The organism is Plantactinospora soyae (genome assembly GCF_014874095.1).
GTDB lineage: Bacteria > Actinomycetota > Actinomycetes > Mycobacteriales > Micromonosporaceae > Plantactinospora > Plantactinospora soyae.
On record NZ_JADBEB010000001.1, the window covers coordinates 7,702,721 to 7,715,702 of the forward strand.

General features: G+C 71.0%; 15 protein-coding genes. 2 read left to right on the top strand and 13 right to left on the bottom strand.

What is annotated here, in order from left to right; genetic code table 11:
- Positions 1 to 4: 4 nt before the first annotated feature.
- Both H4W31_RS33815 and H4W31_RS33820 read right to left on the bottom strand, forming a co-directional pair.
- Positions 5 to 532 (bottom strand): GNAT family N-acetyltransferase, encoded by a 528-nt coding sequence (locus H4W31_RS33815; protein ID WP_318783554.1) that lies wholly within the window; start codon positions 530 to 532, stop codon positions 5 to 7.
- 110 nt (positions 533 to 642) lie between these two features.
- Positions 643 to 1,554, bottom strand: a complete 912-nt coding sequence (locus H4W31_RS33820; protein WP_192770323.1) for an alpha/beta hydrolase family protein — start codon at positions 1,552 to 1,554, stop codon at positions 643 to 645.
- A 155-nt stretch (positions 1,555 to 1,709) separates the two neighbouring features.
- On the opposite strand from H4W31_RS33820, the gene H4W31_RS33825 reads away from it, so the two are divergent.
- Positions 1,710 to 2,306 (top strand): TetR/AcrR family transcriptional regulator, encoded by a 597-nt coding sequence (locus H4W31_RS33825; RefSeq protein WP_192772603.1) that lies wholly within the window; start codon positions 1,710 to 1,712, stop codon positions 2,304 to 2,306.
- Between the two features lie 112 nt (positions 2,307 to 2,418).
- On the opposite strand, the gene H4W31_RS44535 is transcribed toward H4W31_RS33825, so the two are convergent.
- Positions 2,419 to 2,904 carry an Atu4866 domain-containing protein gene (locus H4W31_RS44535; protein ID WP_318783555.1) on the bottom strand — a complete coding sequence of 162 codons (486 nt, stop codon included), beginning with the start codon at positions 2,902 to 2,904 and terminating at the stop codon, positions 2,419 to 2,421.
- Positions 2,901 to 3,752 carry a helix-turn-helix transcriptional regulator gene (locus H4W31_RS33835; protein WP_192770324.1) on the bottom strand — a complete coding sequence of 284 codons (852 nt, stop codon included), beginning with the start codon at positions 3,750 to 3,752 and terminating at the stop codon, positions 2,901 to 2,903. Before H4W31_RS33835 ends, H4W31_RS44535 begins: the two co-directional genes overlap by 4 nt.
- A gap of 132 nt (positions 3,753 to 3,884) precedes the next feature.
- Here H4W31_RS33835 and H4W31_RS33840 point away from each other — a divergent pair, with 132 nt between their 5' ends.
- On the top strand, positions 3,885 to 4,343 hold the full coding sequence (locus H4W31_RS33840; protein ID WP_192770325.1) for an SgcJ/EcaC family oxidoreductase: 459 nt from the start codon (positions 3,885 to 3,887) through the stop codon (positions 4,341 to 4,343).
- 30 nt (positions 4,344 to 4,373) lie between these two features.
- Here H4W31_RS33840 and H4W31_RS33845 read toward each other — a convergent pair whose 3' ends face one another.
- The 9 genes from H4W31_RS33845 to H4W31_RS33885 are packed head-to-tail and all read right to left on the bottom strand — an operon-like array spanning position 4,374 to position 12,958.
- Positions 4,374 to 4,709 carry an antibiotic biosynthesis monooxygenase family protein gene (locus H4W31_RS33845; protein WP_192770326.1) on the bottom strand — a complete coding sequence of 112 codons (336 nt, stop codon included), beginning with the start codon at positions 4,707 to 4,709 and terminating at the stop codon, positions 4,374 to 4,376.
- Positions 4,694 to 5,986 carry a beta-ketoacyl synthase N-terminal-like domain-containing protein gene (locus H4W31_RS33850; protein ID WP_192770327.1) on the bottom strand — a complete coding sequence of 431 codons (1,293 nt, stop codon included), beginning with the start codon at positions 5,984 to 5,986 and terminating at the stop codon, positions 4,694 to 4,696. The genes H4W31_RS33845 and H4W31_RS33850 overlap by 16 nt, the downstream gene beginning before the upstream one ends.
- A complete protein-coding gene (locus H4W31_RS33855; protein ID WP_192770328.1) occupies positions 5,983 to 7,254 on the bottom strand; it encodes a beta-ketoacyl-[acyl-carrier-protein] synthase family protein in 1,272 nt (423 codons plus the stop codon). Before H4W31_RS33855 ends, H4W31_RS33850 begins: the two co-directional genes overlap by 4 nt.
- Positions 7,251 to 7,706 carry a cupin domain-containing protein gene (locus H4W31_RS33860; protein WP_192770329.1) on the bottom strand — a complete coding sequence of 152 codons (456 nt, stop codon included), beginning with the start codon at positions 7,704 to 7,706 and terminating at the stop codon, positions 7,251 to 7,253. The genes H4W31_RS33855 and H4W31_RS33860 overlap by 4 nt, the downstream gene beginning before the upstream one ends.
- Positions 7,699 to 8,652 (bottom strand): SRPBCC family protein, encoded by a 954-nt coding sequence (locus H4W31_RS33865; protein ID WP_192770330.1) that lies wholly within the window; start codon positions 8,650 to 8,652, stop codon positions 7,699 to 7,701. The genes H4W31_RS33860 and H4W31_RS33865 overlap by 8 nt, the downstream gene beginning before the upstream one ends.
- Positions 8,649 to 10,058 (bottom strand): acetyl-CoA carboxylase biotin carboxylase subunit, encoded by a 1,410-nt coding sequence (locus tag H4W31_RS33870; protein WP_192770331.1) that lies wholly within the window; start codon positions 10,056 to 10,058, stop codon positions 8,649 to 8,651. The genes H4W31_RS33865 and H4W31_RS33870 overlap by 4 nt, the downstream gene beginning before the upstream one ends.
- Before the next feature lie 19 nt (positions 10,059 to 10,077).
- Positions 10,078 to 10,779 carry an acetyl-CoA carboxylase biotin carboxyl carrier protein gene (accB, locus tag H4W31_RS33875; protein ID WP_225945818.1) on the bottom strand — a complete coding sequence of 234 codons (702 nt, stop codon included), beginning with the start codon at positions 10,777 to 10,779 and terminating at the stop codon, positions 10,078 to 10,080.
- Positions 10,776 to 12,617: an acetyl-CoA carboxylase carboxyltransferase subunit alpha gene (locus H4W31_RS33880; protein WP_192770332.1), complete on the bottom strand. Its 1,842-nt coding sequence runs from the start codon at positions 12,615 to 12,617 to the stop codon at positions 10,776 to 10,778. Before H4W31_RS33880 ends, accB begins: the two co-directional genes overlap by 4 nt.
- Complete coding sequence (locus tag H4W31_RS33885) at positions 12,614 to 12,958, bottom strand: TcmI family type II polyketide cyclase (protein ID WP_192770333.1); 345 nt, start codon at positions 12,956 to 12,958, stop codon at positions 12,614 to 12,616. The genes H4W31_RS33880 and H4W31_RS33885 overlap by 4 nt, the downstream gene beginning before the upstream one ends.
- Positions 12,959 to 12,982 lie beyond the last annotated feature (24 nt).

A 12,982-nucleotide genomic window follows, 5' to 3' on the forward strand; every position in this document is an offset into this window, starting at 1 on the left:
GGCGTCAGTCGGGCGCCCCGGACACCGCCTTGATCAGGAAACGGCAGGGGTCTGCGACCTCGTGACGGACTCCGTGGTCGTCTATGTACTGGTAGCGGTCCAGGTAGCGGCAGTCGGCATCCCGGTATCCGAGCCGACGGTAGAGCGCCGCCGCCCGCGGAATGTGATCGTCGACGCCCATTCCGAGCCAGTGCCGGCCGCGCCGTACCGCGAGCCGCTCGGCCACCCGGATGATCGCTGTTCCGATGCCCTGAGACCGTCGGGCGGGAACAACGGCCAACCCGTTGATCTCCGGACAGTCGGGGAACCGGTCGCGGACCTCCGCCTCCTTGGCCCCCTGCCACAGGACCTCGCCCGAGCCGACCGGAACATCACCGGAGTAGGCGATCAGGAACGTGCTGAGACCCTCGCTCTGACGGCGGTAGCGGGCGTCGTGGTAGTGGTTCCGCCCGGTGGGGACGTGCCGCTCCAGTACGACGACATCCCGCTGTGTGCATTGTCTGACGATCGTCTGCGGAGGTTCCTCGCCCACGCCCGACCACGGTAGCGAAAGCCCGCTCCCCGCACCATCCGACCGTGGCCGGCGTTGTTCGTCGAGCGGGCTTCCGTCGCGTCACCTGGAGTCGAAGGGCTTCCGTCGCGTCACCTGGACTCGATCTGGCCCAGGCGATCGGTGTCCTGCCCCAGTTCGGCGCTCGCCGTGGCCCAACTGGTGTCCGCGGGGTAGAGCGCGCTGCGCAGGAAGGCCCACGAGAGCCGTTGGACCAGGGCGATCCGCTCGGGGCTCTCGTCCGTCGTCTCCGTGACGGTGTACCCGGAGACTCCACCCAATGAGTGTTCCGCCCCGAACAGGGTGAGCAGGCTCTTGGTGCCGGGGCTCAGGAAATAGGCATCCGTGAACCAGTCCGGCCCTCGTACGGTCAGGGCGGACTGGTCCTTGTCCCCCGCGACCACCAGGGCCGGCGTGGTCATCTCCGCGAAGCCCGGGTTCATGAAGGAGAAGTGTTCGGCGGCGAACGGTGTCAGGTCGGCGCCGCCCGTGCCCGGCACGGCAAGCAGCACCCCGGCCTTGACCCGTGGGTCGGACATGTCCTCACCCACCAGGCCCTCGGCGTCGAGGACCCGCGCGCCCAGCAGCATGCTCGCGGTCTGGCCACCCCAGGAGTGCCCGGCCGTGGCGATGCGGCTGCGGTCCAGCCGTCCGGCGAGGCCGGGAACAGCCGCTTCGATGAGGTCCAACTGGTCGAGGGTGCGGGTCAGATCCTGGACCCGGAAACGCCAGATCTCCGGATAGCGGGAGTCGTCAGGCGTGACGTTCAGCGTCCGCGAGTCGAGGTGGGTCGGCTGGATGACCACGAAGCCTCGGCCAGCCCAGAAGTCGACCAGCGGTGCGTAGCCGTCCAGCGACGAGCCGAAGCCGTGGGAGAAGACGAGAACGGGCAGATCGTCGCCGGTCGCCGGCGCGGAGACCCGTACCCGCAGGTCCTCGCCGCGGCCCGGCGCGGGCAGCAGCACCGGACGGACCGAGACGACGACTTCGTCGGGATGGTTCATGGGTGTTTCTCCTTGGAGAGGTGGTCCGAGGTAGGGGGCGTGGCCTGGCCACGGAGCGCGCGCTCTGGCATCATGAACAAGCGGAGCAGCGTTCCGTTAAGAACATACGGAACCGTGTTCCGCTTAGCAAGGTGAGTGACGGAGGTAACAACGCAGTGGCTGACCTCGGCAGCGGATCAGAACCGTCAGCCCCCCGGAAGCGGGCCGACGCCCGGCGCAACGAAGAGACGCTGCTGGAGGCGGCCGCGGCGACCTTCATCGCCGCCGGCGTCGACGCGCCCGTGCGCGACATCGCGGCCAAAGCTGGCGTCGGCGTCGGCACGATCTACCGCCACTTCCCCACCCGGGCCGACCTCATCGTCGCCGTCTACCGACACCAGGTCGAGGCATGCGTCGAGGCCGGCCCCGCCCTGCTGGCGAGCAGCAACTCACCACACGCCGCCCTGGCCCGGTGGATCGATCTCTTCGTCGACTTCCTGGTCACCAAGCACGGCCTCGCCGAGGCGTTGCAGTCCGACGACGCCACCTTCGTGACCCTGCACGCCTACTTCCTCGACCGCCTTCTGCCGGTCTGCGCCGAACTCCTCGACGCCGCCGTCGCGGCCGGCGAGGTCCGCCCCGACGTCGAGGCCTTCGAACTGATGCTCGCCGTCGGCAACCTCTGCATCGGCGCCAACAAGGATCCCCGGTACGACGTCCGTCGCGTGGTCGCACTCCTCCTCGCCGGACTACGCCTCATCCCACACCACTGACCGCAGCCCCGGAACCGCCGCAGTCGGATCTGAATCGCAGCCGGTACGGAGACCCTTACCACCCACCATCTCCGAGCCGGAATGGAACGCGTCGGTTTCAGGTAATGGGAGATCAGCTCCCCTTTCCCGCTCGTCGGTGCGCGTCGCTTCCCTCGCGGTAGAAGACGTAGCCCCCGTGGTGCAGTACGTCTCCGTCGAACGTCCCGTCGGCGCTGAACCCGGTGTCGTCGACGTACTCGATGCGAGTTCCGATGACCCGGTAGGAACCCGTGTAGGCGCTCTGTCGCTCTCCCCGGGCCTCGTCGTAGCGGCCGTTCGCGAGCAGCTCCTGCCGGATGTGCCCGTCGGCCGTCACCCACATTCCGACGTACGGGTGCGGCGAGGCGTCTCCGGCTCCGGTCGGCGGCGTACCCGTTGGCGGTGTGGGCGGCGTCGCCGTCGCGGATGGCGGCGGCGTCGCCGTCGCGGATGGCGGCGGCTCCTGCCCGGCGTCGTCGGGAGCCGCGGGTCTGCCGGGGTCGGGTCCCACGGCGCACGCGGCAAGGCCTCCGGCGAGGAGCACGGCGACGCTGACCACCGTTCCGAGGCGGGCCGTCACGAGACGGTCCCGCGCGAGTCGTCCCGGTGTCCGGGGCGGGTCGCCGCCAGCGAGCCGAGCAGCCGCAGCGCGTCCGCGGTCGGAGTGCCCTCCTGGGCGTGGTAGACGATCAGCTGCTGCCCCGGGGCGGAGCGGACGTCGAAGGTCTGCATGCGGAGGGTGAGCTCGCCGACCTCGGGATGCAGCAGGACCTTCGACGCATGGGACTTGCCCCGCGCGTCGCGTCGGCGCCACAGGTCGGCGAACTCGCGGCTGGTCCCGGCCGTCCGCAGCACTTCCTGGATCCGCGGATCGAGCGGCCGGGCGCCCTCGAGAAAACGGAATCCGGCGACCGCGTTGGCCGCGGCCGTTTCCCAGTCGGCGTGGAACGCGCGGACCGACGGGTCGAGGAACATCGCGAGCAGCAGGTTCGCGCCGGGTTCGAGGTGGTTGAAAACCGCACGGCCCAACGTGTTCGCGGCCAGGACGTCGTAGGCCCGGCCCAGGATCAGGGCCGGAGTGCGGTCCCACAGTTCGGCCATCGCCAGCAGTTGGGCGTCGGCCTGCTCGATGCCGCCCTCGCGGCGCGGAAGCGGAGTCATTCCCGCGAGCCGGTACAGGTGCAGCCGACCGTCGTCGTCCAGCAGTAGTGCCTCGCTCAGGGCCTCCAGGACCTGCGGCGACGGCCGCCGCTCACGGCCCTGCTCCAGCCGCAGGTAGTAGTCGACGCTGATCCGGGCCAGCATCGCGACCTCCTCGCGGCGCAGACCGGGTACGCGTCGCCGCCCGTCCTCGGACAGCCCGACGTCGAGCGGCGTCAGCTGTGCCCGCCGGCCCCGTAGGTAGTCGCCCAGCATTGAAGTCGCCATATCGGTCAGGTTAGGTGCCCGGTACGCCGGTAGCCTGGTCCCACTGCTCCCAGGTCCGTTTGAATTCGCACTCGGATTCGTCGCGGAAGACGCCTTGACCTCAAGCATGGTTGACGTCCTACATTGATCTTTATGAACGCGACATACCTCGATGAGGCCACCCGTGAGGCCGAGATCGAAGCGATCAAGCGGGTGGTGGCCACGGTCGAACACGCACAGAACAATGAGCTCCCCGACGAGTTCCTCAGCCTGTTCCGGGACGATGCGATCTGGACGACGGGTGGCGGCAAACGGCTCTTCGGCCTCGAGGCGATCTCGACCTTCACCCACCAGGTGCTTCCCGGCGGAATGCAGGACTCGACGGTCACCTTTGAGCTGGAACACGTCCTGTTCATCCGCTCCGACGTCGCGGCCGTCAAGCTGCGTCAGGTGTACCACACGCCCGACGGGCCGGACGTGGGCTCTCCGCTATGGATCATGGCGAAGGAAGACGGGCAATGGCGCCTGACCGCCAGCCAGAACATCGGCGTACCCGACGACGAGTTGTCCCCAACGACGACGAGCCGACCCATTTTCGGCCCCGGCAGATAAAACTGGACGTCGTAGCCGGATCGGCCGGGGTCAGGGGCGGCGGGCCGAGGTCTGCTCCCGGACCACGAACCGGATCGACTTCGCCTCGGTCATGCAGGCCCGCATCGGCCCGACCAGCTCGCGGTGCTCGGGGCTGCGCTCCCAGGCCTCGAAGTGTCCCAGCGAGACCCACTCGCTGGTGATCAGCCACTGTTCCGGATCGGTCGGGGAGGCACACACCTGATCGACCAGGTGTCCGTCGACGCCCTCGGCGACCTGGTAGCGAATCCGTTCGTACGCCTGAAGAAACGCGTCGGCGCGCTCGCGCGGCACCCGGATCAGGAACACCACCCGCGCCTTGGCCGTCTCGGTCAGGTTCTCTGCCATCTGGACACCTCCACCGGGCCGCGCCGCAGCGCCACGGCACTGTTGAAACCATCGAATCCGCGTGCGCACACCAGCGCGGTGTCCACCCGCCGGGGCCTGGACTCCCGGACGAAGTTCAACTCGCAGCCGGGCGCCGGGCGATCCGGGCCGGCGGTCGGTGGCAGCATGCCGTGCCGCATCGCCAACAGCGCGGTGGCGACGTCCAGCGCCGCTCCGCCCTGGTGGGCCCGACCCGTCAACGGCTTCTGCGTGGTGACCGGTGGCTGCCGCTGCCCGAACACCGTACGCAGCACGTCCGCCTCGCTCCGGTCGTACCGGGGCACGCCGAGCGCGTCCGGAAAGACGACGTCCACCTCGGCAGGATCGATGTCGGCCCGGGTCAGGGCGAGCCGGATCGCCCGCCCGTACTGGGTCCCGTCGACATCGGCACCGCCGCCCACGTCGCCGCCGTGCGAGGCGGCACCGCGCTGCTCGGTGTGTCGGGCGTCGTGGGTGGCGCCCCAACCGGCCACCTCGGCGTAGATGGTGTCCGCGCCCCTGGCCACGGCGTGGTCCAGATCCTCGACCACGAAGATCGCACCGCCCTCGCCGGGGACGTACCCGCTGGCCGCCACGTCGAACGGCCGGTACGCCCGATCCGGTTCGGGACAGACGCTGAGCAGCCCACCACGGAGCTGACAGGTCAGCGCGTACGGGCTCAGTGGACACTCCGTACCGCCCGCGAGCACCACCGGCGTACCCCGTCGGATCAGCCGGGCGGCGTGTGCCAGGCTGTCCAGCCCACCGGCGGTCTCCGCGGCGAGCACTCCGCACGGGCCCTTGAACTGGTGCCGGATGGAGAGCTGGCCGACGCTCGCCGCGTAGAACCAGGCGATCGACTGGTACGCCCCCACCGTGCGGGTGGTCCCCCGCCAGAGTCGCTGGAGTTCACGCTGACCGAACAGGTTGCCGCCGGAGGAACTGGCCAGGGTGACGGCGTACCCGTAGGGATCGTCGGCCACCTCCGGCAGGCCGGCGTCGGCGAGCGCGAGCCGGGTGGCGGCGAACCCGAGGTGGGTCCACCGGTCGGTCTGCACCACCTGGCGGTTGTCGGCGTGGTGCAGCGCGTCGAAGTCGGCCACCTCCCCCGCCAGTTGGACGGGGTAGCGGTCCGGATCGAACAGCGTGATCCGCCCGATCCGGTTCTGCCCGGCGAGTACGCACTTCCAGTGCGCGTCCGCGCCGATTCCGCTCGGCGCGACAACGCCGATCCCGGTGATCACGACCCGGCCGGTCATCGCGGCGACCCGCCGAACCGGCGCAAGACCATCGCCGACTGGAACCCGCCGAAGCCGCTGCCCACCGAGAGCGCCACCCGCACCGGCACCTCCCGGGCCACGTTCGGGATGTAGTCCAGGTCGCACTCCTCGTCCCGGTTGGCCCAGTTCGCCGTCGGCGGCACCACCCCGAACTCGATGGCCAGCGCACAGGCCGCCATCTCGATCGCGCCGATCGCGCCGAGCGAATGCCCGACCATCGACTTGATCGAACTGATCGGAACCTGGTACGCCGCGCTGCCCAGCGCCCGCTTGAAGGCCGCCGTCTCGTGCCGGTCGTTCTGCCGGGTGCCCGAACCGTGTGCGCTGATGTACGACACGTCCGCCGGATCGCACCGGGCCTGCGCCATCGCATCGTCGATCGCCAGGGCCATCTCGACGCCGTCGGGACGCAGGCCGGTCATGTGGTAGCCGTTGCTCCGGTTGGCGTACCCGGCGGCCTCGCAGTAGACCCGGGCGCCGCGCCGCCGCGCGTGTTCGGCCTCCTCCAGGACGAGCACGGCGGCGCCCTCGGCGAGCACGAACCCGTGCCGGTCCCGGTCGAACGGCCGGGAGGCGTGCCCCGGGTCGTCGTTGTCCGGGGTGGTCGCCTTGATCGCGTCGAACGAGGCGACCGTGACCGGTGAGATCGGGCTGTCCGAGGCGCCGGCGAGCATCACGTCGGCCTCGCCGTCCTCGATCAACTGCTGGCCGTAGCCGATCGCGTCGATCCCGGACGTACAACCGGTGGAAATCACCTGGGCCGGGCCGTACAGCCCGTGTCGGCAGGCGACGTCGGCGGCGAGGCTGCTCGGCATCAGTGCCTGGTAGAGATACGGTCCGGCCCGGTCCGGGTCGACCAGCCAGTCCGTGCCGGAGTCGCTGACTGCCACGTACTCCCGCTCCAGCAGCATGGTGCCGCCGACCGCGGAGCCGAGCGCCACCCCGGCGCGCTCCCGCATCGAGTCGGACAGCTCCAGGCCGCTGTCCGCCAGCGCCTCGATCGAGGCGGCCAGGGCAAACTGGACGTACCGGTCGGAGCGCTGTTGTTCCGCGTCGCTGAGGCCCGCGCGGACCGGGTCGAAGTCGCACTCCGCCGCGATCTGCGAGCGGAACGGCGACGGGTCGAAGAAACTGATCCGCCGGGTAGCCGTCCGGCCGGCGGTGATGGTGTCCCAGAAGCTTCGCCGGGTGACCCCGCCCGGCGCGACCACTCCGATTCCGGTCACCACGGTCCGCCGCCCGGTCACGGCGCGGCCTCGGTCCGGCCGCCGAGGACCCCGGCCTCCGGCCGGCCGCCGAAGGTCGCCGCCTCCGCCGCCGACTCGGTGTCGACGTGCCCGAGTTCCGGCCGAGGCGCGAGCGGGCCGAGCTGGAAGACCACCTCTGCGGGCTCGTCCGCCACGTTGCGCAGCCGGTGCCGGACATTCACCGGTACGTAGAGCGCCTCTCCGGTACGTACCGGCACCGGCTCGCCGTCGAGGTCGACGATCAGTTCGCCACGGGCGACGTACAGGAACTCCTCGCTGTAGGGGTGGTAGTGCTCGGCGATGCGCTCACCCGGGGCGAGGTTCGCCACGCCCATGAAGCCGGAGGTGCTGCCGACGGTACGCGGCCCGAGCAGCACCCGGATCTCGCCGCCACGGCGACGGTCCGGCGCGATGTCCCGGGCGGCCGTCAGCCGGCGGTCGTGCTCACTCATCGCCGACCCCGACCGTCGCGGCAGCCGTGCCGACCGGTCCGTTGGCCGGTGATCCGGCGGACGTGCCGGCCGCCGGCTCCTGCGGGGTGGTGGAGGCGAGTTCGGCGGCGATCCGCTCGATCTTGTCCCGGATGATGTCCAGTTGCACCCGGCTGTTGGCGTTGATCCGCTCCGTCATCTGGGCGGTGGTCACCGGGGCGGTCGGGCGCATCTCGAAGTCCTGGGTCCAGGTCATCCGGGTACCACCCGGCACCTCGTCGTACCGCCAGTGGATCCGCATGTACTCGAAGGGCCCGGTCTCGACCCGGTGGGCGTGCACCTCGCGGCGCACCGGATCGGCGGTGCGCTCGCTGATCCAGCTCCAGATCACGCCGTTCTCGTCCGGGTACATGGTCAGCCGGAACTGGACGGTGTTCCCATGTTGCTCGAGAATCTGCACCGACTGGTACTCGGTGAACAGGCCGGTCCAGGTCCCGACGTCGTTGGTCCGGTCCCAGACCAGTTTCGGCGGAGCCGCGATCACCACACTGTTCTCGGTGTGACCGGGCCGGCCGTCGGCACCGGCGGGGCGTCCGTCCTGGGTCCCGGCCGCTGTAGCGCCCGCGTCGGCCGACGCGGCCGCCGGGGTGGACTGCCGCGCGACGAGGTCGGAGATCTCCGCGATGCTGAGCGCTCCCGACTCCTCGGGAAGCTGTACCCGGTAGCGGTCCGCGACCACCGCCTGTAGCTCCAGCAGCGCCAACGAGTCCATCCCGAGTTCCTCCAGCGAGGCCGTCGGCGCCGCGGTCGCCGCCTCGGCGTCCAGGCCGCAGTGCCGGACCAGGATCGCGATGATCTCCGCCGCGGTCGCCGACGACGGCGCGCTGGGCTCCGCCACGCTCCGGACCGGCTCCCCTCCGGTGCGGGACGGTCCGGCCAACGCCGGGTCCTCGTGTCTCACGGTCATCTGGTCCTCCTCGAAAGATGCGCCGAACTGGCCGGAACGGGGTCCTTCGGCGAATCGGGTACGCCGAGCAGCCGGTCGACCAGTCCGGTCGAGTACCGCCCCTTGCGGAATCCCGCGTCGTCGAGGACCCGTCGGATGAACGGGATGGTGGTGTGTACGCCGGGACCGTCGACCTCGAACTCGTGCAGCGCCCGTTCCATCCGGCTGAGCGCCAGGTCCCGGTCCGGCGCCCAGACCACGACCTTGGCGAGCAGCGAGTCGTAGTACGGGCCGACCAGGTAGCCCGGATATCCGTGGGTGTCGGTCCGGGTGCCCGGTCCACTCGGCGGTGTGAACCTGGTCAGCCGGCCGGGGGTGGGTAGGAAGTTGCGGTCCGGATCCTCGGTGTTGACCCGGCACTCGATCGCGACACCGTGGAGTCGTACGTCCTGCTGGCGCAGCCGCAGCGGTACGCCCCCGGCGATGTGCAACTGCTCGTGCACCAGGTCGACCCCTGTGATCATCTCCGTCACCGGGTGCTCGACCTGGATGCGACAGTTGATCTCGATGAACTGGAAGCGCTCCGCCTCGTCGACCAGGAACTCGAAGGTCCCGGCCCCGGTGTAACCCGCCCGCAGCGCGCCGCGCAGGGCGGTCTCGGCGAGCGCGTCGAGGGTCGCGCCCGACAATGCCGGCGCCGGTCCCTCCTCGACGAGTTTCTGGTGCCGCCGCTGCACCGAACAGTCCCGGGTGCCGAGGTGCACCCCGTTGCCGTACCCGTCGCAGAGCACCTGGACCTCGACGTGCCGGGCCGGGCTGAGAAAGCGCTCGACGTAGACCCGGTCGTCGCCGAACGCGGCCTGCGCGACGACCCGGGTCCGGTCGTACGCCGAGGCGAGGTCGTCGGCGGAGCGGACCACCGACATGCCCCGGCCGCCGCCACCGGCCGCACACTTGATGATCACCGGGTAGCCGATCTCCTCGGCCACCGCCCTGGCCGCAGCGACCGTGTCGAGGGTTCCCAGGCTGCCCGGCGGAAGCGGAAGCCCGGCCTCGCCCATCAACGCCCGCGCCCTCGACTTGTCGCCCAGCGCCACCATCACCTCCGGCCGGGGACCGATGAAGACCAGCCCGTTGTCGGCGCAGATCTCGGCGAAGTCGGCGTCCTCGGACAGGAAGCCGTAGCCCGGGTGTACGGCCTGGGCCCCGGTCTTGCGGGCCGCCTCGATGATGGCGGCGGCGTTCAGGTAGCTCTGCCGCGCGTCCGGTGGCCCGATGCAGACCGCCTCGTCGGCCAGGCGTACGACGGCGGAGTCGCGGTCCGCGACCGAGTACACCGCGACGGACCGTACGCCCAGTTCGCGGCAGGCCCGGGCGACCCGGAGCGCTATCTCGCCACGATTGGCGATCAGGATCTTCTCGAACACGTCGGCACCGTCCTTGCGCTCACGCGGGTACCAGAGCGATCAGCGGTTGTCCGAACTCGACCGGCTCGCCGTCGTGCACGAGTACCTCGACGACCCGGCCGACCTGGTCGGCGACCACCTCGTTCATCAGCTTCATCGCCTCGACGATGCAGACCACCTGACCGGGCTCCACCTTGTCGCCGACCTCGACGAACGGTGCGCCACCGGGCTCGGCCGCCTGGTAGTAGGTACCGACCATCGGAGCGAGGACGGTTCGGCGACCATCGGTGCCGATGGCCGCCCCGGTGACCGCCGGTACGGCGAACGGAGCGGCGTTGGGCGCGCTGCCGCCCGGCGTTCCGGCACCGGTCCCGGGACCGCTGTTTGCCTCACCGCCGTGCCATTCGATCTCCAGCAGGGCGTCGCCGCTGCGCAGGCGGATCCGGCGCAACGGCCCGGCGGTCCGCGCCACCAGCCGGCCCGCCTGCCGGCACAACTCGGCGAGTTCCGCCGATCCACCGACCGGCTCCGACTTCCCGGTCGGCTCCACGAAGCCACCAGCCGACTCCGACTCCGGCTCCGGCTCCGGCTCCGGCTCCACCGATCCACCGACCGGCTCCGGCTCCGGCTCCCGGGTCAGCTCCACCGATCCACCGACCGACCCCGGCTCCCGGGTCAGCTCCATCGACCTACCGACCGGCACCGCCAACTTCGACTCTCCGATCGCCGCTGCCCTGGTCATCGGGGCTCCGTTCCGGCCGGGACGACGCTGGCCGCCGCTCCGTACCGGCGGAAGCGCTGGCGCCGCCGCCGGATCAGCTCCTCGGTGGGCACATCGAGCAGCGGTGTCAGGTTGTCCACCAGGGCTCGGCGGAGCAGCGCCGCCGCCCCGGTCGGGTCCCGGTGTGCACCGTCGGCGGGCTCGGCGACGATCGCGTCGGCGACACCGAGCCGGAGCAGGTCCGGCGCGGTGAGCCGGAGCGCGTCGGCGGCCCGGGGCACGGCCGCTCGGTCCTGCCAGAGGATCGCGGCGCAGCCCTCCGGGCTGATCACCGAGTAGACGGCGTTCCGCAGCATCAGTACCCGGTCGGCCACGGCCAGCGCGAGTGCGCCCCCGCTGCCGCCCTCACCGATGATCACTGCGACGACCGGAGTACGCAGACCGGTCATCGCCAGGATGCTCTGGGCGATGGCGCCGGCCTGGCCCTGCTGCTCGGCCTCGACTCCCGGGTACGCACCCGGTGTGTCGATCAGGGTGATCACCGGCAGTCCCAGCCCGGCGGCCAACCGCATGACCCGCAGCGCCTTGCGGTAACCGGCCGGGCTGGCCATGCCGAAGTTGCGGGCCCGCAGTTCGCGTGGATGGTGCCCCTTCTGGTGTCCGATCACGCCCACGTACCGGTCGCCGAGCCGGGCCAGGCCCGCGACTATCGCCGCGCAGTCGACACCCAGCCGGTCGCCGTGCAGTTCGACGAAGCCGTCGAAGGCGGTGGCCAGATAGTCCAGCGTGGTCGGCCGCCCGGCGTGCCGGGCCGAACGGACGATCCGCCAGGCGTCGGGTCGGCTGTCCGGGTCGGGGACGTCGATCCGGCTCTGCCGGCGGAGGCGCTCACCACCCGTTCCGGCCGGCAGCTCGGCTTCGGCCCCGGCCGGACGCCCGCCCGGGCCGGCGACGCCGCCAGCCGGGCGGGCGGTGCCGGCACCGGTCGGGCGGTGCCCCAGTTCTCCACCCGTGACCTCCGGGCGCTGTGTGGCGGCGAGCAGCCAGCCCAGCCGGGCCCGCAGGACGCTCCGCTCCAGCACCATGTCGACCTGGCCGTGCCGGAGCAGGAAGCCGGTGGTCTGGAAGTCTTCCGGCAGTGTCTGCCGGATCGTCTGGCGGATCACCCGGGGGCCGGCGAACCCGAGCCGGGACCCGTTCTCCGCCAGCACGATGTCCGTGCAGGTCGCGAACGACGCTGCCACACCGCCGTAGGTGGGATCGGTGATCAGACTGACGGTGAGCAGCCCGGCCTCGCGCAGCGCGGCGATCGCCTGGCTGATCGTGGCCATCTGCATCAGCGCCAGTACACCCTCCTGCATCCGCGCTCCGCCGGACGCGGTGACCAGGAGCAGCGGAAGCCGGCCGGTCAGGGCACACTCCGCGGCCCGGGTGATCAGCTCACCGGTGGCCGATCCGAGGCTGCCGCCGAGAAACCGGAAGTCCATGACGGCGAGTACGAGCCGATGGCCGCCGATGCTCGCCGTGCCGCAGAGCACCGCCTCGGCCAGTCCGGTCTCCGCACGCGCGGCGGCCAGCCGCTGCGGGTACGGCATCGAGTCGACGAATCCGATCGGGTCGACCTGCACCGCCACCTCGGGCAGTTGGTCGAACGTCCCCCGGTCGACGAGTTGACGGATCCGCTCCGGCGCCTCCAGTCGACGGTGGTCGCCACATTCGGGGCACACGTCGAGGTTGCGCCGCAGGCGTTTCCGGTACAGCAGTGCGCGGCAGGACCGGCAGCGGGTCCAGGGCTGCTGGTCGAGATCGGCGAAGACACTCCGGCGGATGGCGGCCCCGCTCGCCGTTCGCCCGGTCATCGCCGGCCCTGCGCGGAGTCGGCCGACGCGTCCCAGCGGTAGAAGCAGCGTGCCATGGCGTCCGCCGGCACCCGCCAGGTCGCCAGGTACGGCGAGATGTGCGGGGCCAGGCGCTCGCTCACCCGGACGAACTCCGGATGCCGGCGCGCACCTTCGACGGCGGCCCCACCGGGACTGTCGGTCTCGACAAGGTGGACATAGAGATCGTGCAACCGGTAGAGCGAGCGGTGCCGCACGCCCACCAGCCGGGGTAGTTCGGTCCGGTCCGACTCGGCGAAGATCTGTGCCACCTGCTGCTCCGCGGCCGGAACAACCTTCGCGACGATCAGCGAGCGATCCATGGGGTGGCCTCCCTGGGCGATTCC